General features: G+C 36.2%; 13 protein-coding genes. 9 read left to right on the top strand and 4 right to left on the bottom strand.

The window, feature by feature from the left end:
- Positions 1-431: 431 nt before the first annotated feature.
- Entirely contained in the window at positions 432-6,395 is a 5,964-nt protein-coding gene (locus tag OO013_RS02250; protein WP_266054956.1) for a carboxypeptidase-like regulatory domain-containing protein, read from the bottom strand.
- Positions 6,396-6,614: 219 nt separating this feature from the next.
- On the opposite strand from OO013_RS02250, the gene OO013_RS02245 reads away from it, so the two are divergent.
- From OO013_RS02245 to OO013_RS02235, 3 genes are all read left to right on the top strand, one after another.
- Positions 6,615-7,475 (top strand): DUF4349 domain-containing protein, encoded by an 861-nt coding sequence (locus OO013_RS02245; protein ID WP_266054955.1) that lies wholly within the window; start codon positions 6,615-6,617, stop codon positions 7,473-7,475.
- 231 nt (positions 7,476-7,706) lie between these two features.
- Complete coding sequence (locus OO013_RS02240) at positions 7,707-9,002, top strand: MgtC/SapB family protein (protein ID WP_266054954.1); 1,296 nt, start codon at positions 7,707-7,709, stop codon at positions 9,000-9,002.
- A gap of 82 nt (positions 9,003-9,084) precedes the next feature.
- Positions 9,085-9,951 carry an SDR family oxidoreductase gene (locus OO013_RS02235; protein ID WP_266054953.1) on the top strand — a complete coding sequence of 289 codons (867 nt, stop codon included), beginning with the start codon at positions 9,085-9,087 and terminating at the stop codon, positions 9,949-9,951.
- Positions 9,952-9,995: 44 nt separating this feature from the next.
- On the opposite strand, the gene OO013_RS02230 is transcribed toward OO013_RS02235, so the two are convergent.
- The gene (locus OO013_RS02230; RefSeq protein ID WP_266054952.1) at positions 9,996-12,893 is read right to left on the bottom strand and encodes an ELWxxDGT repeat protein; all 2,898 of its coding nucleotides are present in this window, start codon (positions 12,891-12,893) and stop codon (positions 9,996-9,998) included.
- 80 nt (positions 12,894-12,973) lie between these two features.
- Positions 12,974-13,384: a hypothetical protein gene (locus tag OO013_RS02225; RefSeq protein WP_266054951.1), complete on the bottom strand. Its 411-nt coding sequence runs from the start codon at positions 13,382-13,384 to the stop codon at positions 12,974-12,976.
- Positions 13,385-13,546: 162 nt separating this feature from the next.
- On the opposite strand from OO013_RS02225, the gene OO013_RS02220 reads away from it, so the two are divergent.
- Positions 13,547-14,512, top strand: coding sequence for a LysR family transcriptional regulator (locus OO013_RS02220; protein WP_266054950.1), 966 nt, complete (start codon positions 13,547-13,549; stop codon positions 14,510-14,512).
- A gap of 205 nt (positions 14,513-14,717) precedes the next feature.
- Entirely contained in the window at positions 14,718-18,221 is a 3,504-nt protein-coding gene (locus tag OO013_RS02215) for a S8 family serine peptidase (protein WP_266054949.1), read from the top strand.
- Between the two features lie 69 nt (positions 18,222-18,290).
- Here OO013_RS02215 and OO013_RS02210 read toward each other — a convergent pair whose 3' ends face one another.
- Complete coding sequence (locus tag OO013_RS02210) at positions 18,291-19,547, bottom strand: peroxiredoxin family protein (RefSeq protein ID WP_266054948.1); 1,257 nt, start codon at positions 19,545-19,547, stop codon at positions 18,291-18,293.
- A 366-nt stretch (positions 19,548-19,913) separates the two neighbouring features.
- Between OO013_RS02210 and mraZ the strand changes: the two genes are divergently transcribed.
- From mraZ to OO013_RS02190, 4 genes are read left to right on the top strand one after another with little or no spacing between them, the layout of a single operon-like run.
- Positions 19,914-20,360, top strand: coding sequence for a division/cell wall cluster transcriptional repressor MraZ (mraZ, locus tag OO013_RS02205; protein ID WP_266054947.1), 447 nt, complete (start codon positions 19,914-19,916; stop codon positions 20,358-20,360).
- A gap of 15 nt (positions 20,361-20,375) precedes the next feature.
- Positions 20,376-21,287, top strand: a complete 912-nt coding sequence (gene rsmH / locus OO013_RS02200) for a 16S rRNA (cytosine(1402)-N(4))-methyltransferase RsmH (RefSeq protein WP_266054946.1) — start codon at positions 20,376-20,378, stop codon at positions 21,285-21,287.
- On the top strand, positions 21,280-21,657 hold the full coding sequence (locus OO013_RS02195) for an FtsL-like putative cell division protein (RefSeq protein ID WP_266054945.1): 378 nt from the start codon (positions 21,280-21,282) through the stop codon (positions 21,655-21,657). Before rsmH ends, OO013_RS02195 begins: the two co-directional genes overlap by 8 nt.
- Positions 21,654-23,747 (top strand): PASTA domain-containing penicillin-binding protein, encoded by a 2,094-nt coding sequence (locus tag OO013_RS02190; protein WP_266054944.1) that lies wholly within the window; start codon positions 21,654-21,656, stop codon positions 23,745-23,747. Before OO013_RS02195 ends, OO013_RS02190 begins: the two co-directional genes overlap by 4 nt.
- Positions 23,748-23,753 lie beyond the last annotated feature (6 nt).

The raw sequence follows: 23,753 nt of genomic DNA, 5'->3' as shown, positions 1-23,753 counted from the left end.
TAGCGATAGCGTAACGCGTTCGCAAAAGGAACGTTATCGGGATAATAGTTATTTAGTTATTAGTATGCTTGACTCGATTATTATACATACACACTGCAAAGACATAGAGAACTGATACTGTTCGTGATGTTAGCACAGCGCATCTGTAATCGAAGATGCTGATATTTATCGTCAGGACAGAGAATAAAAAAGGATATTAGGTCCGTATCAACTGGTTCGTGGGGACACGAACCAGGGCAATTATATTATTCAATTTAATAACCCGGATTCAAATCCAGTTCATTCCCGGTTCGACATGGCTTGCGGACCATATCGAACAGTTGCTTTTTTAAACAGAAACCTCAAATTTCTCGTCACCTAAGTTTATTGCATCTCATATATAAAAACTAGATCGAGCGCGTTTAGCGATAGCGTAACGCGTTCGTAAAAAATTATTCTATTACAATACTTTTAAGTTTTTCATTAGCATTGAAAGTCGGAAAATACATCAGCTCGATCTTTGCCGGGTTCAGACTGTATGATCCAGAAAACCTTGGTGTCAATTTGATCTCATAGGTAAAGGTTCCCTCCGGAAGGCGCTGGCAAAATATTGTCGCCTCATTTTTGAAATATTCTGTATGAACCGCAAAAGGGTGGTTCTGTTTCTTTTCTACATACGAGCATCCCGCAGGTATCGGTATGTTGATCATGACATATTCACTTGCTTTTTTTACAGTGATCGTCACTTTTAAAGTGGTTTCTTTCCCTGCTTCAAGGATGTTTGTTGAGTTATCTTTAAATGTTGAAGTCACTTCAAAATCTAAACCTTTTTTCTCAGGTTCGTCATTCCAGTAATTCTGGTACCCACTGAGATATACCGGGAAGTCACCGGTTTTTGATACATTGATCGGCTCAGTAACTTCTAATTCAGTATTGAATGGAAAAGTAGTAACCAGGCTATCCAGTCCGCCACGGAAGGTTAACTCGGGCTTTGCAGATTCCTCTTTGTTATCCAACAAGGTTGGGACGATAGTTTCTATTATCCTGGAAGATTCAAAGGTATTTGTCCAATACCTGTTTTTACGCTTTTCAAGAACATATCCCGTGATCTTTTGCAATGTTTCTTTATTTTCATCAATGGTGTCATTGGAGTAAATCTGGTATGCTTTCAGGGTGTTTTGAATATCATTATCATAGATAGATCTGAAGTAATCTTTGCGATCCGTAAAATAGATGTTTCCGAAAATGGTTTCTTTTTTAAAGCTGTTTAGTGTATCCATATTGATCACTATCCCAGCTTTTTGTTTTAATAGCATCAAGTCAAGCATTAAACCCATGCTGTATTTTTCAGGCATATCCAGCTCATTGATAAGATCTTTGTAGTTAGCCACAGTATCGATGTCTGTTAGTGTTTTTAGTATCCTGATCTTTTGAGAAAATGCTGTATTTTCGCCCTTTAATTTCCATATAAGTGTTTGGGAAAGCTTTGCCGGGTCCAGCTCTACATTATAACCTTCTTCTTGTGCTTGATGTAGAGCCTCGATAACATGCATACTGATCCAAATGGTTTCAGGAGAATTTTTCCACCACCCCCAAAAGCCGCTGGCCTTTTGATTGTTCATTAGCTTCTTTACCAGCTTGTTGATCTTACTATCATATTTAAATTCCTTTTCCTGGTAATCATTGATCTTTTTAAGAGCCAGTAAACTTTTGATTTTTGAGGCGATTTGTTCATTACATAAGTATCGGTAATTTGACACTCCGATCGCTTCGTCTTCAAACACTTCCAAAAGATCTGCCCGGGCATGAATTTTTACAGGTCCCTTATCCGGATCAAAAGATAATGTGATGGAGGTATCATTTCTCAGTGCATAGAAATTACCTTCTGTCTCTTCTATTCCTTTTTTATAGACTCTGATTTTTCTTTCTTCACCATCGAAATATCCGTCTTCTTTTTCCAGGTAATACTTTGCTTTGAGTGAATCTCCTTTACCAATAAGACGCAACGAATCGATATTAGCGTTTATCAATTGTGCATTTTTATTGAATATTTCTTCATCGTTTAACTCAAACCGTGTTTGAATCTGCAGGGTATCAACAGTATAGTTTTTAGCCTTACCTATCGCTATAGCCTCATCCCCTTCGACTAAAAACCGGGGTAATGAAAGCTGGGCCATCACTGGTTTGTAAGATTTTATCTGGCCGGTTGTTTTTCCAGATTGCCTTTTTGAGTTCATTGCGAGATAGACGGTATTCCATTTGGTGACATCATCCGGAAAGGTGATTTCAAAGGTAGCTTTACCATTTTTGTCTGTATGAAGTTCAGGCTGCCAAAATGCATAATCGGAGAAATTACTCCTGATCGAACTACTTTGAAGTGATGATTCAAGGAAACCATTATCAAATTCGGCCCCGCTATTTTTCAAGCCCGGTGCCGGGTTACCGGAAAAGCCTTTGGTCGTAATGATCATCACTCCATTGGCGGCTCTGGCACCATAAAGCGCAGTGGCAGCTTCAGATTTTAAAATGTTGACTTCACCGATTTTATCTTTATCGATTTTGGTCAGGTCACCATTAAAAATTACCCCATCAATTACTATCAGCGGTTTATCACTGCCTGATAAGCTGCTATTACCACGGATAACGAGGGAATCAGAACTCCCCGGCCGACTTGCAGCAGCCAGCAAATTGACACCGGCTACTTTACCCTGGAGAGTAGTTACACTATAGCCTAACGATTTTTTATTTCTCTCAACAGCATACGCTGTTACAACTACTTCCTGTAGTTGACTCACATCTTCCTGCAACTCAACATCTAAAAATGAGTTATCCACAGGAATCTCTTGTGTCGCATACCCTACAGAGGATACAACGACCATTCCAAATCCGGAAGGAATGGTTAAATTGAACTGACCTTGTATGTCGGTGACTGTTCCCTGGTTTGTTCCTTTAACTACTACATTTACACCAGGAATTCCTTCTCCGGATTTATCTTTTACAATTCCACTAATTCTCGTTCCTGATCCTGTGTAGGTCTTTTCTTTCAGGAAAGTGTTTGTGATCTCCTTTCTAACCGGATCATTTTTATCGTAAAAACCCCCTCTGTTATAGATTGCAGTTTCTATCAATTTATTCACTTTTACGCTGAAGCTATCTTTTTTCACCTCTTTTGAGTAGTCCAGTCTGGCGTAGTTTAATCCATTGACAGTTACTTTTAACGAATCAAACTCCCGATAATATGAACCGGTATAAAAATGAACCAGCTTGTAGTATCCTGAATCCAGTTGGTGGAAAAAATTGGAGTTACCCGGATAAATGCGAACAAAATCAGCATCCTCTGATTTGAACAGTAATACATTTAAAACATCTCTTTCTCTCCGTGCACTATTTGCTATCTCGGTTTTGAGTCTTCCGTATCCATCAAAGGTTTTAACTGGATTATTGTATTTTCGATTACTCAGTTTTAATTGTTCTTTATACTGTTCTTTCCATTTTATTACTGAGTCTTCATTAATAATCGAATGATCGAATCTTTGCGAAGGACTAAATTTTAAAATATTCGGGTAATTTGGTCCCTCATTCCACTCCCTCATTTTTATCAGTCCATCCTTAAACTCATAGTTAAAATTTCGTTCGTAGAAGAATCGGGTTTCAAAATTTTCGAGACTGGTTAGTTTTAAAGATCCGGATACCGGTCCGCTATAATTATTATAATCAGTCCGTTTTCCAGGCATATTTAACAAGTAAATTTGATCTTGATCGGTTATAAAAGTGAACTTATCATGAAAAGTGTTTTTATAACTTAAAATGTAGGGGTAGAGAAATCGCTTTTCATTTTCACTTAGGAAAGGTTTTGTTTCTTCAATGGTCACATTTTCATTGTTGAATTGATTCTTGTCTAGGGAAAAGATCAATTTTTTACCGGGCATGAAGGCCACGTGTTGCAATGTGATCTCATTGGTCGCTGTTCTTAAAGTGATCTTATGAAAGCCTGATGAAATTTTGAATGAATAAGGAGCCGGGATGGTATTCCATGCAAAATATATCGGTGTATTATCAACATATATTACTTGAATGGGTTCAACCTGACCCTCATTGATCACATAAGGAGCAAATTGTGTCAATGAATCTTTCATGTAGAAATCAGTTCGATACATGTCTTCACCAGGATATAAAAACTTGTAGTACTCGATGCTATCAAGACCGGCAAGAGTTTTCCATGTATCGTAGTCTAGTTTTTTATCCAGGTATCCCGGAGCAATATCATTTCTAACAGTGAATTTATTGATCAGTTCTTTTCCCTTGCGCTGTTTTTCAAAAGAAGGTACGTCCGGACCGTTATCTTTGAACTTGCTGGTAATAGAATAGGCCGTAAGATCTACCCCCTGTACCGGATCACCATCAACATCGGTTACTGAAACTGTGATTTCAGCTTTTTGACCCGGATAAACCAATGAAGGTCCATCGACTGTAATTGTTAATTCATTTTCTGTTAAGGGAATTGAATAATCCTCGTTGACCATTCTACCGGCCCACAAATATTGCAGTGAAAGAAAATATTCGTTTTTAGTATGAGTTCTGTCTGAAAACTTCAGTTTTTCGGAGTACCCTGATTTTTTCTCTGTATTTCTTTTATAAATATGGTATGTGAACGGAATATTTTTTGGGTTTTGAACATCAATGTAAATCGAATCGGAATCCCGCGAAGAATAAACCTTTAATCCGGAATCTTCTACATTCATGCTAAAAAACTGAGTTTTATCTTTAGATTTCAGAATATACCGTTCAATATAGGGTGATATGGGCAATGAAACAGGTAAGGATGTAGAATCGATAAGCTTTTGGTTCCCAAAATGATCTTCAGAGTATATGGAAGCCATAATTTCCTTTTGATTTAGATCCTCATAATATCTGAAAGTCAATGAATCATCTGAGAGAGAGAGGGTAAAGTGATTTCTCGAATGAAAATATTTAAATGACTCTTCTTCAATAATAGTTTCATTGTCAGATGTCAATAACCTGACCTGAACCTCATATTCAATGTTCGCTTTAGGGAAGTAGGTTGAAGGAATATTTATTTCAGTTTCACCGGTTTGCTTTAACGGGATGTTTTGTTGAAAAAGAGTATCCGGAACAAACAGGTTTTCAGAGAAAAAATCAGTTGTGTTTTTTGTGATTGCTGTGATTTCTAATCTGCCATCAAAAATATTTAAGTCGTTTTCATCAAAACCACGAGCAAAAATAGTGAGTGTATCACTGTTGTAATGCTCATTCTTGTCTGACCTTAAGGTAAGGTCAATACTTTTTAACTCATATTCCTCATATTTAAATCCACCAGAATAATATGTGTTCCAATTTCCATCAGTTAAAGAAACTGTGTAATACCTGTCAAGTTTCATTTTCAGGGAGTCATGTAGATGAAACTGAAAAGAGTATCCACCGTTACGATAGGGCGTTAAATGCATTAATTCACGGTTTTTGTCCGTAGTCATTTTTACACGAACATCCTTTTTTAATGGTTTCCCATTTTTATCGACAATAAAGGCTTTGACTTTCACAGTATCACCGGGTTTGTACATTGGCTTATTAAAAGCCATATAACCAGTATATTTATCATTGAATTCACAATAATATGGATCGAAGATACAGGCGGTTTTTTCGTAAGCATTGACGAAAAATCGTTTGATAGAATATATGGTTCCCTGTGGCCAGCCATATTTAATTGAACGAAATCCATCTAATGGTATGTCCAGAATAAAATTTATTGGTTGCCAGATATATTTTAGCGGAGTGCCATAGAACGTTTTTCTGTAAGCCCGGCTTAAACCTGAATTAGCCATTTGGCGATCAAGTTTATAGTAAGAGGTAATCCCATCGTGAGTAACCGATACAATGCCATGTTCGTTGGATTTTTTATCAGTAAAAGAATGTGTTTCCCTTGAGTATTTTAGTTCCTTTTCATTAACCCTGACTTCAGCATCATCAATAATATTTCCTTCCAGGTCATAGATCTGAATATCAAGGTCAGTGGTATTATTTAATGAGTAAATATTAAAGTCTCTTACACTGGCCATTTCGATTTTTTGTTCCCCACCGTAAGAAAAAGTTTTTAAATAATGTCCGGGAGGAAGAGTTTTTGAATAGGTCTTTTCGGTTGGAAAAGAATCTATTTTTGTATGAAAAAAGGTTGAATCGAGCTTTACTATTTGGGTGGTATAAATAAGTTTGGCTTCCTGATCAGTGATTTCATAAATATAGGTGAATGGACTGGTTCTCCGACTTTCAAGCAGTTCCTGAGCGGAAAGACCATTTAAGCATAAAAACAGAAATGTAAAAAATAGAAATAGAGGTTTAGGATAGATTTTTTGCATACTCAGATTTTTTCTTTCAGGATGCAGCAGTTGATAAGATTCCATAAAAAAGTTTAAAAAAATATTTTAAAGAGGCTTAAAGCTAATTAAAATGCTTTGTATGTGAAATAAATTAAATCATACTTTGATACCCTGGTTCAAGCATCGCATTTGGCCGTTTAATAAGGGCTATTAAAAATAAACTCGTACTAATTACTTGCTTTTATAACTAAATATTTAGTTATTTAATAAAACATTGTTTATTTTTTAATTAACTAAATCATTATGGTAAGACATATTTTAATATCCCTGGTATTGTTAGTGTTTGCAATCACAGGATGTAATAAGGATGAAGGATATAATTATAGTGAATATAAAGAGTATGAAAGTGCTAATGATTATGCTTTATCGATTCCAGCTACCTCAATACCTCCACCACCTCCACCCAAAATATATTCGGATGGATCAATTAAAAGAAAAATTATAAAAACCGGTCAAATAGAGATCGAGTCGAACGATGTTAGTGAAGATTATAATGAATTAAAAATTCTCCTTAAGAACACAAGTGCCTATATTGAATCTGAAGATCAATATAGATCTGATCAGGAAATTTCTTATACAATTAAAATCCGGGTACCATCTGAAAATTACGATACACTTTTTAATTCAATGGTGAAAGGGGCAGATCGTTTAATCAGAAAGCAATCAAATATTGAAGACGTCACAGAGCAATATTATGATTTGAAAACGAGGATCAAAAATCAAAAAGCCCTTGAAGAGCGATACCTGCAAATTTTAAAAAATGCTTCAAAAGTTTCTGATATTCTTGAGATCGAATCCAAGCTTACTGAAGTTAGATCAGAGATTGAGACTCTGGAGGGTAAATTCAAATATTTAAGCAAACAGATTTCATTTAGTTCAATTACTCTCCTAATGGTTGAGGAGCTTTCTTATAATCATATACCGGAGAAAAATACTGGATTTGGAGAAAAACTTCTGGGGTCTTTTGATAATGGATGGAGTATCTTTTTATCATTTGTTGTTGGCGTATTCAGATTTTGGCCCTTCTGGATTATACTAATTATCTCCTTTATTCTTTTTAAAAGATATAGAAAAAGGAGAAAAAACGGTCTGTCCAAAGCATAATTATAATTTTGGTAATCTGTTGCTGTTCGAGATGTTAGCGAAGCGTTTTTCGAATCTAGATGCTGACATTTATCATCAGTAGCTTTAATAAAACAGGATCTTAGATCCGTGTCTTCTGAATCAAAATGGTTTGACATCTGAACCTTTCAACTGTAAATATGATCAAAGAATTTAAGATTGAATATTATATCCTTGGCTTGATCTCCTTAATTTTTATTAACTTTTAGAATAGTGAAAGAAGACCTGACCATATTAGCTGTTGCCCTGGGATTGGGGCTCCTCGTTGGCTTGCAGCGCGAGCGGGGGAAGGTAAGAATTGCCGGGATCCGCACCTTTAGTTTAATCACCTTATTTGGGGCACTGACAGGATTGATCAGCAACAAGTTTGGTGAAATTTGGTTTGTCGCTGCCGGAATAATTGCTTTATCTTTTTTGATTGGTATGGCAAATTTTCTGAAAAGAGAAGAAGAAAAACCTGATATCGGTCAGACCACAGAGATTGCTGCCTTATTAATGTACTCTATTGGGTTTTATCTGGCAGTAGGAAATATTACCATAGGTGTGGTTGTTGGAGCAGCAGTAGCGCTGTTATTATATTTAAAAGGGTTTTTTACCCGGACTATTCCGAAGCTGGGAGAAAAAGATATTGAAGCGATCATGGTGTTTGCCGCTGTATCATTGATTGTACTTCCTATTTTGCCCGATAAGAATTATGGTCCTTATAAAGTTATTAACCCTCGGGAGATATGGCTAATGGTTGTATTGATCGTGGGTCTAAGTGTAGTTGGGTATTTTGTGTATAAATGGCTGGGTAAAAGAACCGGAACCGGGGTGACCGGGATTTTGGGAGGAATGATATCAAGTACCGCCACAACAGCTACTTATTCCAAGCTTTCGGGGCAGGTTCAATCTTCTACTAAGAGCATTGCATTTATTATTATCGCAGCCTCGGCTGTTTCATTTATCCGTATTATTATCGAGGTCATTGCTGTCGGGCCTCAGTTTACCGGAACAGTGATTCCGCCTCTTTTGATAGTTGCGATTGTTTTTTGTGTTCTTTCCGTAATTATTTTTATAAAGAGTGACAAAGCACAGGAAGAAAAAGTGCCGGAACCTGATAATCCCGCACAGTTTAAGACTGCTCTTATATTCGCTATTCTTTATGGCATAATTATATTTCTCATAGCTTTTGCGAAAGATAAACTGGGTAATAGTGGTCTCTATATTGTTTCGATACTCAGTGGTTTAACCGATGTTGATGCCATTACACTTTCCATGACAAATACAATGCAAAAGGGGACAATTGACCCAACCCAGGGATGGAAGTACATTATGGTCGGCGGATTGTCTAATCTGATATTTAAGGGAGGCATGACTATTTCTATGGCTAGTAAGAGAGTCAGCAAAATCGTTATTCCCGTATTTCTTATAATTATTGGGTTAGGAGTAGTTTTAATATTTATATGGCCAGATATTAATCTGTTTAAAACAATATCTTTTGACCTGTTTGATACCCAGTCAGAATAAATTGGCGTATATTATAGTATAGCAAATCCTGTATTCTTACCCATTTACTGTCAAACTAATTTCAGGTTAACCAATTAAAATTATGAAAAACATATTAATCACCGGATGTAGTTCTGGTTTCGGTAATTCTGCTGCCAGGTATTTTGCCGATAAAGGTCATCATGTTTTTGCTACCATGCGAAATGTGGAGGGCAAAAATTCGAAACCAGCTAAAGAGCTGGGTAAATATTCAGATAATATTGATGTCATAGAGATTGATGTAACTGATGATAATAGTGTTAAAAATGGTGTTTCAATGATCAAAGAGCTAGATGTATTGATTAACAATGCAGGATTAGGTTATGGAGGACCATTAGAAGCTTTTACATCGCAAGAGTTTCTCGATCAATTGAATTTAAATATTGTCGGAACTTTCCGGATGGCAAAGGCAATATTACCGATCATGAGGAAACAACAAAAAGGCTTAATCATACAAGTGAGCTCTACAGCAGGAAGAGCAGCCTTTCCGGGATTTGGAGTTTATCATGCCAGTAAGTGGGGTCTAGAAGGTATGAGTGAAGCCATGCGTTATGAGCTTGCCCCATTGGGAATTGACGTGGCAATAGTAGAGCCCGGGCCTTTTGATACTAACTTTTTTGGAAACCTGGTTTTTCCAGAAGATGAAGAAATGTCGAAAGCATATAGTCATGTTTTAGAATTTGAAAAAGGATTTGAGGAACAGGTAAAATCGATGTTTGAGGATATTGATGCCCCTACAAATCCACAGGTTGTGGTTGATATATTCGATGAGCTTATTGAAATGGAACACGGCACCCGGCCATTGAGAACGATCGCCGGTCTCGATTTTGGCTACAGGGAATTTAATAAAGCCACAGAAAAATTCAGGCAGGAAACTCTTAAGTTTATGAATATTTCAGAATGGGATGGAGCTAAAAAAGCCCATGCTTGAAAAAAAAGTAAAAAATCCCGCAGACTATATCTGCGGGATTTTTTTTAAAGCTTTATGAATTTTTGAGAAACTTTTTTGTTACCATAATATCCTACCAGGAGGTAGATGCCATAATTCAGGTCAGCAATGTTTACTGAAGTTTGACTACCTTCAAAGGACTTAATCATACTTCCTTCAAGATCAAGAATTTCTACTCTATCTAGTTCAAATCCAAACTCTATATTAAGTATTTGATCCACCGGGTTAGGATACAATATAAGATTGTTTTTATTGGCGTTATTATCTTGTCTGATTAACGGAGTCTCAAATCGCCATAATTGTGTTCCATGATTCTCTGTTTCTGCTGTGAAATACAAGATATTGTTTATTATGTTAAAATTTCTTGGAAATGAATAGTCTGGAATATTTGTAAATTCCTGTACGATTTGAGTGCCTTGTTCAGTTCCGTTTGTAGACCATAATAATGGCTTTAATTCAGACTTGGCAGTGGAAAAATATAACTTACCATTCGCAACTGTAAAGTTGTTGGGGTAGGAACTTTCAAGGCCGGGGTATAAGTCTTTTACAAGAACTGTCCCTTCTTCTGTTCCATCTGTTTTCCAAAGTTCAAGTCCGGTATTCCCATCATTAGCAATGAAATATAATTCATTATTCATTATAGCATAATTAGATTCAAATTGGGAAGGTACTCCACTTTTTATGCCTGGATAAATATCTTTTAATAGTTTAGTGCCAGTTTCAGTTCCGTCGGATATCCAATATTCCATACCCGAACTTGGTGAATAAGAAGTATAAATAACTTTTCCATTAAAAGGGGTGATTTTAGAAACGTCTGAATTTATTCCAGTAAATTCATCATAAACCAAATTAGTGTTTTCAGGAGTGCCATCAGTAACATATAGTTCACTACTAAAAATAGGGTTTGATCCACTTTCTGCACCAGTAAAATATAACTTTTCTCCTGCACTAGTAGGATAGAAACCTATTCCAAATTCATTCTGAGCAAGTTTGATTGTGCCAGATTGGGTCCCATCACTAAAATAAATTGATGTAGCATTCTCATAAGCATTTATAAATACTCCGTCTTTAAATGGGGTTAACGTGGAGGCTGATTTGGGAATACCATAGTCATCATATTGGAAATCATAAACTTCCATCATGCTTTGGCCGTCGTATTTATATAACCGATCAGTATCATTTAAATTTACAATGAAATACAAGTTACCACCAGATACTGCGAAATAATTAGGGTCTGAGGATTCAGGCCCAATAATCAAATCATCAAGAATTTTTGTACCTGCAATTGTGCCATCTGTTCCCCATAATTCTCTACCAGTCTGTTCAGTATAAGCTTTGAAAAATAACTGGTTATCCTGTATGGCCATGCTATTGAAATATGTAAAAATGTATGTATTATCCAGAAGGGTGGTTGATGATAAATTAATTGCATTTAGCTTTTTTAATTTACCACCCCGGGATGAGTTTAGCGCATAAATTATGTCGTGATTAATTATATTGATCGATTTAGAGTCAATTGCATTTTTTGCTTTATTGATATTTTTTACCAGTCTGGTTGATTGATAATCATCAGTAATAGCAACCAATTCTATTCCCAAAGAATCTGTTCTCATTGTACCAATTAATTCATTGTTAAAATATATTGGATGAGTACTGCTATAGAAAGAATGGTTTATTTTCGAAAGAGTTGAATTAATCGTGTTAAATACCCAATATTTCCATTCATAGTCATCATGCTGCATTTGGATGAGAAGTTCATTTTCATTGAGCCTGGTAATTTTGTCTTCAAACTTATTACTATATCCTTCAGAATTTAGGTTACTTATTAATTCGTAATTAGTTATAGTTCCATCATTAGGATTTAACTCATATAATAATATTCTATCAGATTGATCTTGAGTAGTGAAATATAGCTTCTGATTACCTGAGTAAAGATTTGAATATTTAAAATATCCGGGTTGCACCTGATTAAATATTAATTCACTTGAATTATCAGAGAGATTTATTTTGAAAAGTCTTACCTCAGGAGTGTTTTGATTTGTTCCTAAAACAAACAAGTTATCACCGATTATAGAATAACTAACATTTATAAATCCTGAAAAATCATAAAATATATTTTGGATTGTGTCTGATGAATTAAGATCTAAATTATACTTCATTAAATTCGTTTCCGGACCATTATCCTTTCCATAACGGTTAAATGCAATATAATAGTAGTCCCGATTGTGTGCTTTACCCGTTGCTCTGTGATAATATTCAGAACTTTTTACTATAGGTTTGGTACCATTAGTAGTACCATCAGATATCCATAGTTCTAACTTATTGTTTTCTCCTGACCAAAGATTGAAAATAAAATTTCCAGCAAGTGAATCGTACATATCCGGATAAAAATAACCCGATAATTCACTTTTAACTAAGGAAAGATTGTCATCAGTTTCATCAAAGGAATAAAGGTCATATTTTTCGTTATTATCGTAAAGGAAAAATAGTTTATCGTTTACGACAGCTAATCTTAATTGAGAATAATCATGCGTTAATGAACTATTATTAATGGCATTTTCCAAATTTGTCACTTTTTCTGTTCCCTCAAATGTGCCATCTGTTCTCCATAATTGATAACCTCTTACCCCATCATTAGCAAAAAAGTAAAGCTTACTTTTATAGGTTACAAAATTATCTCTATATTGAATTAATGATCCTGAAAAGGATCCTGGCCCCGGATTAATATCCATAATATTATAAATTGAGGAATCACTAACATCAAGCACCCATAATTCATAACCCAGATCTTCTGTATAAGCAGTAAAAAATAACTTATCATTTATTTGCGCCTGACATAATGGTCGACCACTATGCTCTCCTGGTGATGTTTCTGTAGTTACCTGTGTTTGTGAATATCCCGAATGGTTGAAAAATATAGCCATACAAATGACTATTAATGCAATTCTCATAAGCTCTTTATATTAAAAATGCGATAAATTCTAAAAAAATATTATATCAATAATTACTTCTTCCTGATCTCAGATTCAGAAACGAGCTTAAATAAATAGGTCACCATATCGTCATCAGTTTTTCCATCCATGAGAATTCCTTTTGGAAAAACTTTCGGATCATTAATAATCTCGTTGAAGTTGCGCTCTCTGTAATTATATGCTCTTTTATCTTTGTATCTAATAACTAAAATATAATCATACCGGTCGCTATCCAGCACTTTTTGTACTTCATATCCTGTTATAAACCCTCTTTTTAAAGCTACTTTATGTTGCTTTTCCCATACCTCTTCAAGATATTCAGCAAAATTTTTTGACTCACCTTCTTTTACTTTCAGGTATTGCTGGGAAACGATGTCTTGCGAAAAAACACTTATCTGAATGCAGAAAAATGCGATTAAAAAACAAGAAAAAAATTTCATCATGACTAAATCATTTTTTCAAAGATAAACAATTACCTGTCTGATACATAAATAAGTATTATCTGATACATTATAATTTGCTATAAAAATAATTAATTCTCATAAACAAAATTTTATATAATAAGTTATAAGTAATGTAAACACCCATAAACATAAATAAATCAGATGAACTTTACATTGCACCAATTAAGAGTTTTTGCTGCTGTAACCGAACATCAGAGCGTGACCAAAGCTGCTGAATCCTTATTTATGACTCAACCAGCAGTGAGTATTCAATTAAAGCATTTACAAGATCAATTTGATGTTCCTCTTACCGAGGTCATTGGCAGAAAAATACATATTACTGATGCCGGAGAGGAATTAGCTATCCTGGCGAAAGAGATATTGGGCAATGTAGATGAAATCCAAACCAAAATGTCTGCTCTTCGGGGCGTTACCGCGGGTAAGCTCAAGCTAGCGGTGGTCTCTACTGGGAAGTATTTCATGCCGCATTTCATCAGTGAATATCATGAAAGGTATGAAGAAGTAAAATTATTTGTAGATGTTAGTAACCGACGAAAAGTACTTTCATCTCTCCAATCTAATGATGTTGATTTTGCAGTGGTTTCAATTTTGCCGGATCTTGAAGGAATAGAATATGAAGAAATCATGCCTAATCCTCTATATGTGGTTTCCGGGACTAATTCCAACGTTCCCTATAAGAAATATTATGAGCCTCAGGATCTGGAAGAAATACCTTTTATTTTCAGAGAGGAGGGATCCGGGACCCGAACGATGCTTGAAAAATATATTGCTGAGAATAACATCAATCCCAAAGTGATGCTAGAGCTTACTACTAACGAAGCTGTAAAACAGGCTATTATGGCAGGATTAGGGGTTTCAGTAATTTCAGCATATTCAATGCGACTGGAATTAAAAAATGATGAACTAAAAATACTTCCGGTTAAGGGTTATCCCCTGGTTAATACCTGGTACCTCGTGTGGTTAAAAGGTAAAAAATTCTCACCTGCTTCCTCAGCTTTTCTGGATTTTATTAGATCTGAAAAGGAGCGAATTTATGAGGATAAATTTGCCGATTATTTTATCGAAAAGGAGAATTACCAGGGTACTAAAGTGGTTATTAAAGATTGAGATAAATTAAAAAGGATCAGGTTGTTTAACGTTGATGAATGAGAAAGAGGCTGTTTTTATCAGCCTCTTTCCAATTTATATTATCTGGATTTGTCAAATACCAGATGGCCATTTTTGAATAATTTATCAAATTGAATAATTTTTAGAAAATTTATTTAAATTAAGGGGTTAGTAGCTGATAATTTTTAACTAATCTTTCTTCCTGATGCGAACATTTTTGCTTCTGTTGATTTTGACAGGAATTTCAATCAACGTTAGTGCACAAATAAGATATATTGTAAAAACAAGTGATTATGTGACCTCCCAACAATTGCATACTTCCATATTGCCTCAGATTGATTCAGAAGAATTGAAATTTAAGTCTTTCAGAACCCTGGTACCTTCGCTGGTAAAAAGAAATGAACCCTCATTTGCAGACAAGATATTTTTTATTAATAAACCTTCGGATATTAGTAAAGATGCTTTCTTAAAAATATTAGATGAAAATGAATTAATTGAGATAGCAGAAGAGGAGATTGTTTATGAGACATTTGAGGTAACAAGCGACTCGCTAAATTCAAATCAATATTATTTGGAAATGATCAATGCTTTTGAAGCCTGGGATATTTCTAAGTCATCAAGTGATGTTATCATTGGTATTGTAGATAGCGGCATTGATCTTGATCACGAGGATCTAAAGTCAAAACTTGCTCAAAATACAGACGAAATTCCTTCCAATGGTATCGATGATGATGGCGACGGTTTTATAGATAATGTCAATGGCTGGGACTTTGCAGGTCCTGATATTAATAATATATACTATGGTGGTGACCCCGAAGTGGGAATAATTGAATTTGGTTCTAATCATGGTACAATGGTTTCGGGAGTTGCTGCTGCTGCTACCAATAATAACACAGGGATCTCAGGGGTCGGGTATAATGCTTCTTTATTGATAACCAAACATTCTTATGACAATCAGGATTTCCTGGATGGAAGATTGTTTTTTGTTATGGCAGGAGTGTTGTATATGATAGAACAAGGTGTGGATATTGTTAATATGTCTTTTGGAAGTACCAGAAGAAGTGAAATCTTTCAGCAAATTATTGATTACGGACATGAGAAGGGAGTGCTTTTTGTTGCTGCAGCAGGAAATTCCGGTTATAGACAATTGACTTACCCTGCGGCATTAGATGGTGTAATTGCTGTAACTTCTTCAGATGAGAACGATGAGATTTCAACCTTTTCAACCTTTGGTGATTTCATTGATATCATAGCTCCCGGATCATCAATTTATACGACCTCTGCTGATAATTCTTATACCACCGTCGACGGAACTAGCTTTTCATCTCCGATAGTTGCCGGAGCTTTGGCCTTATTAAAAGGTAAATACCCTGATTTTTCTACCCGACAAATAACAGAGCTTTTAAAGATCTCCGCAGATAAATCCATACTACCTGACGGAGATTTTGTGTTTAATAAGTTATATGGAGCAGGGCGTATTGATATACTAAAAGCATTAACCATTAAACCCTCAGCAATCAGTTTTTCAAATATAAAAATTGTAAATGAAAAGTCTGGTCAGAAAGCTGCACCTGGAGATACCGCTATTGTATATGGCCTGATAAAAAATTCCTTATGGAGAAGTACAAATGCTCTCACTATTGAATTGTCAACAGATTATTACGGGATAAATATATTAGATAACCAGATTTCTCCCGGAGTTATAGATAGTTCAATGGAATTTAATACAGTGAGCACCCCCTTTAGATTAGTACTTAATTCAGATATTCCTGATGATAAAGAAATTGTTTTTAGAGTTACATACTCAGATGATAGATATTCATCGTTTGAAATATTTTCTTTTATTTTCAATCCAACACACTTAAATATTGACCAGAATCTTATTTCAACTACTGTTTCCTCAAAAGGTAGAATAGGATATGATGATGCGCCATATTATTCTGAAATAGGAAATGGGTTTTTATATAAGTATAAGAACCTTGTATCTAATATGGGATTAATGATGACTTCAAATGGTAAATTGTCAAACAATGTTATTAGAAGTAATTATAGTATTAATGATGATTTTACTATTATTGATAGAATTGAAAGACAAAATCCCGGCTTGTATTCCAACGAAGAATTAAGTGGTTCTTTTCATGATCTTAATAGTTATTCTCCTGTAGGTGTTCGAGTAGATTACCGGACGATGGTCTGGAAAGAAGCGCCAAATGATAAATATTTTATTGTTGAATATGAAATAGAAAATCAATCACAGGAAGATATTAATGATTTTTATTTAGGACTTTTTTCTGATTGGAATATTTCAATAGAAGGGAAGAACGACCGAGCCGGATATTTTTCGGAAAAAAATATAAATTTTGGATATGTCCATAACCTGGAAGAAAACGATACTATTTATGCAGCCATTCAACCGTTGAATGGAGATTTTAATTATTGGGCAATCGATAATGATTTAAGTATTCCCGGGAATCCATGGGGGATCAATCTCACCTATTCTGATGAAGAAAAGATTGAGTCGATGACTTCGGGAATCGGAAAGGCAAAAGCAGGAGATAATCCTGAAGGTCGTGATGTATCTCATACAGTCTCAATTGGGCCTGTTTCAATTAAAACAGGGGAGAAGGTGAAATTAGCATTTGCAGTTCATGCCGGTGATAGTTTGAATGATGTTTTAAACTCTGCAAAAGCTGCTTATAACATGTATAATTCCACTTTTAAAGCACCAATCCCTGTAGTAGATACTACCTATGTGTGTTATGGAAGTAATGCTGAAATTATTGCAAAAGGCGCTCTTAAATACAACTGGTATAAAATGAACACGGGAGGTGTTCCTGTACTAAAAAATGCCGATAGAATTGCTTTAAATAACATCACGAAAGATACTGTTTTATTTGTTTCGAACGCTGAAAATGAGTTTGAGAGCATTAGAACTGCTGCGGTGGTAAAGGTAATTGGTAATGCTTCTATTAATTTGTCAAAACCCGAATCGATTATTTGTCCGGGCGATTCGATTCAGTTATCCCTTCCTTATCAACCTGGTAATCAATATCAATGGTCTACAGGAAGTAATGAAAGATCGATTACAGTGAAGGAAGCTGGTTTATATAAAGTTGAGGTGTCAAATCCTGAGTATAGTTGTTCAAGTATTGAAAATCAAATTCAAATAGCCTATCGTTCAAAACCAACCAGTGTAATGAGTAGCAATTTTGAAAATACTACTGTTTATCTTCATCAATTGATAGAGTTTACTGATCAAAGTATTGGTGCGATGAACAGGTATTGGGATTTTGGAGATGGTGAAAATTCTATCGAGCAAAATCCTACCCGCAGATTTAAAGATACCGGGGACCTTTCAGTTACCTTAACAGTAACGGGCGAAAGTGGTTGTCAGGATGTTGCAACTACTCTTTTTAAGGTAACCGACATTAGAACGTTACTTGATGAAAATGAACTGTTTGTTTTTCCGAATCCAAGTTTAAGCGGAGTGTGGAAAGTATTGAACATCACTGAAGATGCAAAACAAGTAAGGGTGGTTAATCTTCAAGGAAACGAAATGCTAACTGAATACATTCATGATGAAGAAGAAATTATCATAGATGGTCGTCTGTGGCCTGCAGGTATTTATGTCTTGCAGATTTTTATTCGGCAAAATGGCATTTACACGGAGGAAATAGCTCTTCAATATCATAAGCTTATTAAACAATAAATCAATATCAAAAAAAGCGGCCTCAAAAGAAATTATCCTTAAGGCCGCTATTAATTTTTTATTAAAATTCTAAGCTTCTTCTCTCGCTAATTTTTCGATTAAATCCTTAAAATGCTCAGTAAACTGAATATAATGCTCTCCAGTACCAGGTCCGCTAAAGCCGGTATGGATATATCTTATTTCTTTATCTTTATCTAAAACGATGGTTGTAGGGAAAGCAATCACCCTGTTTAACATTGGAAGAGTTTCTGCCGCTTTTTCTTTATCTGCATTACCAGCAATTAAAACCGGGTAGTTTACTCCCAGACGATCTTTCATCTTTGTAACTCTCTTTGAAGCATACTCAAAATCATCTTTTTGTTCATATGCTAGTCCAACGATCTCTACAGGTAAATCCTGATTTTTTCTGTACCAATCTGCAAGAAACCTTGTTTCATCCATACAGTTTGGACACCAGCTACCAAGTAGTTGAACAATTATGACCTTATCTTCAAATCTTTTATCTGATAAGGAAACCATATTCTTTTCCAGATCGGGGAACTCAAAATTAAATGAATCATACCCCTCTTTCATATAAGTCATTTCAGAAGGATCTGGCAAAGAAGCATCGGGATCAGGAACAGCCGTCCAGTCTTCATACCAATGGATTCCAGACCAGAAGCTCCCGTCTAATGATCCATCATTTGCAATTTTTGCAGTAAACAAAAAAGCATGGTCTCCATCAAATGTGCTCAATTTCAAGCTATCGCCATCTACAACGCCAGTGAGATACCTGTAATCACCTGTTGGAGTTAAAAAAGTTCCTTTTACATCCGTGCCATTTTGATTGAATTCACCAACCGCCTCAGTAGTGTCTCCTTCAGGTGTGACAAAGGTGACTGAATATCTTTCATGAAGATTGGCCGTTTCAGAATTAGCCGCTTCAAATTCAGGTTTATCAGATAATTGAGCTTCAATGGGAATTCGGTAATCATTTGACTTATAATATTTAACAAACTCTCCAGAAAAGCTTTTTTCACCAAATTCGATTTCAAAGGCACTGTCAAAAATACTTAGAGAAACCTTGGCAGAATCTCCGGTTATAGAAAAAGTGTCTGAAGGCATTCTTTCTTCACCATTTATAAATGTTAAAAGATATTTTTCATCTGCCACTTCGCTTAATTCAATAGTGAAAGGAAGGATGTGTCCGTCCATATTCATTTCAGCTCTGTATTTACCAGTAACGATCTCTGGGTTTTCAGTATTTTCGGATTGTTCCCCACATCCTCCCACCATAAAAGTGAGTAATAGTATTAATGCGATTTCAGAAATGGTCTTCAAGCTCATAAATATTATTTTTTTGCCGTAATTAACGATTTTAAGCAATTCAAAGATAATTTTTTTTATGGAAGTGTCTTCAATTTGACGAATATTCTGTCAAATAATTAAAAAAGTACGGAATTTCCTCCCACCTTTTCCCACTTTAGTAACTAATTTTTATTATTTGCTTATAAATAACTGATAATCAAATACTTAATGTCAATTTACTCTTTCTTAACTAACTGATTTTGAAAGTTTTAATTCCTTTTGTTTGGTACTGAATAATAAGAATTTTATATTAGGTGGTAAAAAGTGGGGTGAAGTGGTGGAAATTGTCAGACTTTACTCTACATTTGTGAATTGAAAAGGAATAAATAATTAGCGCGCGTTTAAATGGCCTTTTTTACAAGTGAATATGAAATAAAGCTGGATGCCAAGGGGCGGTTAACACTGCCTTCGAAGCTGAAGTCCGGTCTCCCTGAATCGAATGGGAGTGAGCTTGTATTGAGAAGAGGTTTTGAACAATGTTTGATATTGTACCCGATGACTGAGTGGAAAAAGATCTACCAGAAGATTGCCGGGTTAAATGAATTTAATGAGGAACACAGAAAATTGCAACGCAATTTTTTCAGGGGAAATTCGGTTGTAGAATTAGATAGCTCGGGCCGGATCCTGATTCCAAAGCCAATGATGAGTTTCGCAGAACTCGATCGTGAGGCAGTATTAGTGGGGGTGGGAAACAAGATCGAATTGTGGAACCCTGATATATATAATAATTATTTGATCGACGACCAGCAAGAGTTTTCTGCATTGGCAGAAAAGTATCTGGACTCGAACTAATGTTCTTTGAAAGCTATGATGTACCATAAGCCGGTAATGCTTAAAGAGTGTCTTGAGGGACTGGCCATCAAACCAGAAGGTATTTACGTTGATGTAACCTTTGGTGGAGGCGGTCATTCAAAACCTATTTTAAAGTATTTATCGGAGGGTAAACTGTTTGCATTCGATCAGGATGTTGATGCTAAGGCGAACGCTGACCAAATTGAGTCGCCGAATTTTCAGTTTATTCAGAGTAATTTCAGGTATTTAAAAAAGTATTTAAAGCTGTACGGTATCAATAAGGTTGATGGAGTTCTCGCTGACCTGGGGATTTCGTCCCATCAGATTGATGTACCGGAGAGAGGCTTCTCAACAAGATATGAAGCCCAGCTTGACATGCGGATGGACCAGAACACTAACCTAACAGCCGAAGAAATTGTCAATACCTACTCTGAAAGTCAACTGCATCGTATTCTGGGGATCTACGGGGAGCTTAAAAATGCCCGTACCGCCGCAGCGACGATCGTGTCACATCGAATAAATAAACGAATTCAAACCGTTAATCAGTTAAAAGAAGTTTTGCAGAAATGTACGCCCCGTGGGAAAGAGAATAAATATCTGGCCCAGGTGTTCCAGGCGCTTCGCATTGAAGTTAATGATGAAATGAAAGCACTGGAGGATTTTCTGATGCAAACAGCTGAAGTAATCAGACCCGGAGGTCGGCTGGTAGTGATGTCATATCACTCACTGGAAGACAGACTGGTTAAAAACTTTATTGCAAAAGGCAATTTTCAGGGCCAACCTGAGAAAGACTTCTACGGTAACCTGATTCGTCCTTTCGAGCCGGTAAATCGAAAACCCATCATAGCGTCTGAAGAAGAAGTGGCTGAAAACAGCCGCGCAAGAAGTGCAAAATTGAGAATTGGTGAACGACTAAAAGATGAGTAAAAACACAAACAAGGCAAAAAGTCAAAGCAACAAAGCTGCTAAAAAACAGGGGTTTTTCTCCCGTTTCGAGCAGGTAGTAAGCTTTGAGACCGTCTTTCGAGACGGACTGCCTGTCAAGTTTTTACCATACATATTGTTTTACACAGCGATATGCATCTTTTACATCGGCCATACTCATTATGTAGATAAGACCATACTCAAGATCAATCGTCTTGAGCAAGAGGTAGAAGATTTACGGGCCGACTTCCAAACCTCACAAGCTGAATACAAAATTCAAAGTAAGCAGTCAGAGGTAGCAAAAAGGGTCAAAGCCCTGAAGTTAAAAGAGAGTGATGAACCGCCGTATAAAATTGAGTTGACGGAAAAATGAATATAAAACGTTCCATAGTACTGAGGGTCAGAATTGCCTTTATTATTATGTTCGTTTTTGCCCTCGCCATTATTTATAAGATCATTGAGATCAAATATATAGAAGGCGAAAAATGGGTGGAAATGGCAGAAAGTATAGGTTTTCGTGACAAGGAGGTAAATGCTGTCCGGGGTAACATCTACTCCGATGATGGTTCTTTGCTTGCTACCTCTTTGCCTTTTTATCGCGTGGCATTTGATGCCACAGTCTGCGATGATGAGGTCTTTAAATCCGGGATCGATTCACTTTCCATGATGCTTGCCGCTCATTTTGGTGACAGAAACAAGGCATCTTACGAGAGATTGATCAAGCAGGCACGTGCCAAAGGTGACCGATATATCGTACTTGGAAAAAGGTACATTAATTACAGGGAGAAAAAAGAGCTTGAATCCTGGCCGATCTTCAGAAAGGGCCAGATGAAAGGTGGAGTAATATTTGAAAAAGAAAACAGAAGGTATAAACCATTCAGACAATTGGCAGCCAGAACTGTTGGGTTTACTAACAGTGAAAAGAAGGGTGTTGTTGGTCTGGAATTTAGCTTTAATAATAATCTGGCCGGACAAAACGGTCGTGCAGTATTTCAAAAGGTTGGTAACGGTAACCTGAAACAGATCTACGATGGTAATGAAGTGAAAGCCATTGACGGATTTGATATTCAAACTACTATCGATATCAATTTACAAGATGTAGCAGAATCATCATTGCGTAAACACCTTCGAAAGCACGATGCTAATTATGGATGTGTGGTCGTGATGGAAGTGGCAACAGGTGAGATCAAAGCTATTGCGAACCTAAGCAAAAACGCTGAAGGTGAATACCGCGAACGATATAATTATGCTGTAGCAAGCTCCGTTGAGCCTGGTTCTACATTTAAAATAGCTTCGGCAATTGCGTTAATGGAAGAAACCGGTCTTGAACTTTCTGATACTATTTACACCGGCAAGGGAGAATTTAAGTTTTACGACCGCACGATGCGTGATCATAAACCTGGCGGTTATGGAACTGTAACTCTAAAGGAGGCTATTGAAAAATCATCAAATATTGCTGTTTCAAGGTGGGTTGATCAGAGTTTCAACACGAAACCTCAGCGCTTCATGGAATATGTGAGATCTTTTGGTCTTTCCGAACCACTTAATTTTCAAATGGTGGGAGAAGGGAAGCCATATTTTAAAGATCCGAATGCATCAGACTGGTATGGCACAACTCTGCCTTGGATGTCAATTGGTTATGAGTTGAGAATGTCACCATTACACATGCTGACTTTTTATAATGCCATCGCAAACGAGGGCAAAATGGTGGCTCCGATCATTGTTAAAAGTATTAGAAAGGCTGACGATGTAATTGAGCATTATGATACAAGGGTAATCAGGGATCAAATAGCTGGTAAAAGTACCCTATTAAAGATCAGAAAAGCGTTGGAAGGAGTAGTTGAAAGAGGAACGGCGATGAACATCAAGGGAACAGATTATAACATCGCGGGTAAAACCGGTACAGCTCAGAAAGTTAAGGACGGCAGATATACTAAAAATTATTACACAAGCTTTGCTGGATATTTTCCGGCTAAAAATCCTAAGTATTCTTGTATTGTAGTCATCGATAGTCCGAAAGGATATTTCCAATATGGTAGTGATGTTGCAGCTCCGGTATTTAAGGAGATTGCTGATAAAATCTTCTCTTTAGACCTGAACCTTCATCAACCATTACCATCGAAATTTGCTGTTGAAAAAGGGATTTTCCCTGTTGTCCAGTCAGGAAAATACGATGATTTAAATCTGATATTAAACAAGCTGGGTATCAGCAATCATTTAAGCGAACCGGCAGAATGGGTGAAAGCTTCGATTGATGGCACCAGCATCAAATGGAATGAAAAGTCTCAATCAGAAGGATTGATGCCTGATTTGAGAGGGATGACGGGAAGAGACGCTCTTTTTTTACTTGAGAACAAAGGAGTGAGAGTAGAACTTGCCGGTAAAGGCAGGGTAGCAAAACAATCACAATTACCGGGATCCAAGTTGATCCGCGGTAGTTATGTAACACTAACATTAGAATAAAATATA

This window comes from Mangrovivirga halotolerans, from assembly GCF_026241165.1.
In the GTDB taxonomy this organism is placed as follows: domain Bacteria; phylum Bacteroidota; class Bacteroidia; order Cytophagales; family Cyclobacteriaceae; genus Mangrovivirga; species Mangrovivirga halotolerans.
The sequence above is the reverse complement of the archived record's forward strand: the minus strand, read 5'-3'. Positions and strand labels throughout refer to the sequence as shown.

Coding starts and splice junctions, on each gene's coding strand:
- OO013_RS02250 (WP_266054956.1), bottom strand. CDS start 6,395: ATGGAATCTTATCAACTGCTGCATCCTGAAAGAAAAAATCTGAGTATG.
- OO013_RS02245 (WP_266054955.1), top strand. CDS start 6,615: ATGGTAAGACATATTTTAATATCCCTGGTATTGTTAGTGTTTGCAATC.
- OO013_RS02235 (WP_266054953.1), top strand. CDS start 9,085: ATGAAAAACATATTAATCACCGGATGTAGTTCTGGTTTCGGTAATTCT.
- OO013_RS02230 (WP_266054952.1), bottom strand. CDS start 12,893: ATGGCTATATTTTTCAACCATTCGGGATATTCACAAACACAGGTAACT.
- OO013_RS02225 (WP_266054951.1), bottom strand. CDS start 13,384: ATGATGAAATTTTTTTCTTGTTTTTTAATCGCATTTTTCTGCATTCAG.
- OO013_RS02220 (WP_266054950.1), top strand. CDS start 13,547: ATGAACTTTACATTGCACCAATTAAGAGTTTTTGCTGCTGTAACCGAA.
- OO013_RS02215 (WP_266054949.1), top strand. CDS start 14,718: ATGCGAACATTTTTGCTTCTGTTGATTTTGACAGGAATTTCAATCAAC.
- OO013_RS02210 (WP_266054948.1), bottom strand. CDS start 19,547: ATGAGCTTGAAGACCATTTCTGAAATCGCATTAATACTATTACTCACT.
- mraZ (WP_266054947.1), top strand. CDS start 19,914: ATGGCCTTTTTTACAAGTGAATATGAAATAAAGCTGGATGCCAAGGGG.
- rsmH (WP_266054946.1), top strand. CDS start 20,376: ATGATGTACCATAAGCCGGTAATGCTTAAAGAGTGTCTTGAGGGACTG.
- OO013_RS02195 (WP_266054945.1), top strand. CDS start 21,280: ATGAGTAAAAACACAAACAAGGCAAAAAGTCAAAGCAACAAAGCTGCT.
- OO013_RS02190 (WP_266054944.1), top strand. CDS start 21,654: ATGAATATAAAACGTTCCATAGTACTGAGGGTCAGAATTGCCTTTATT.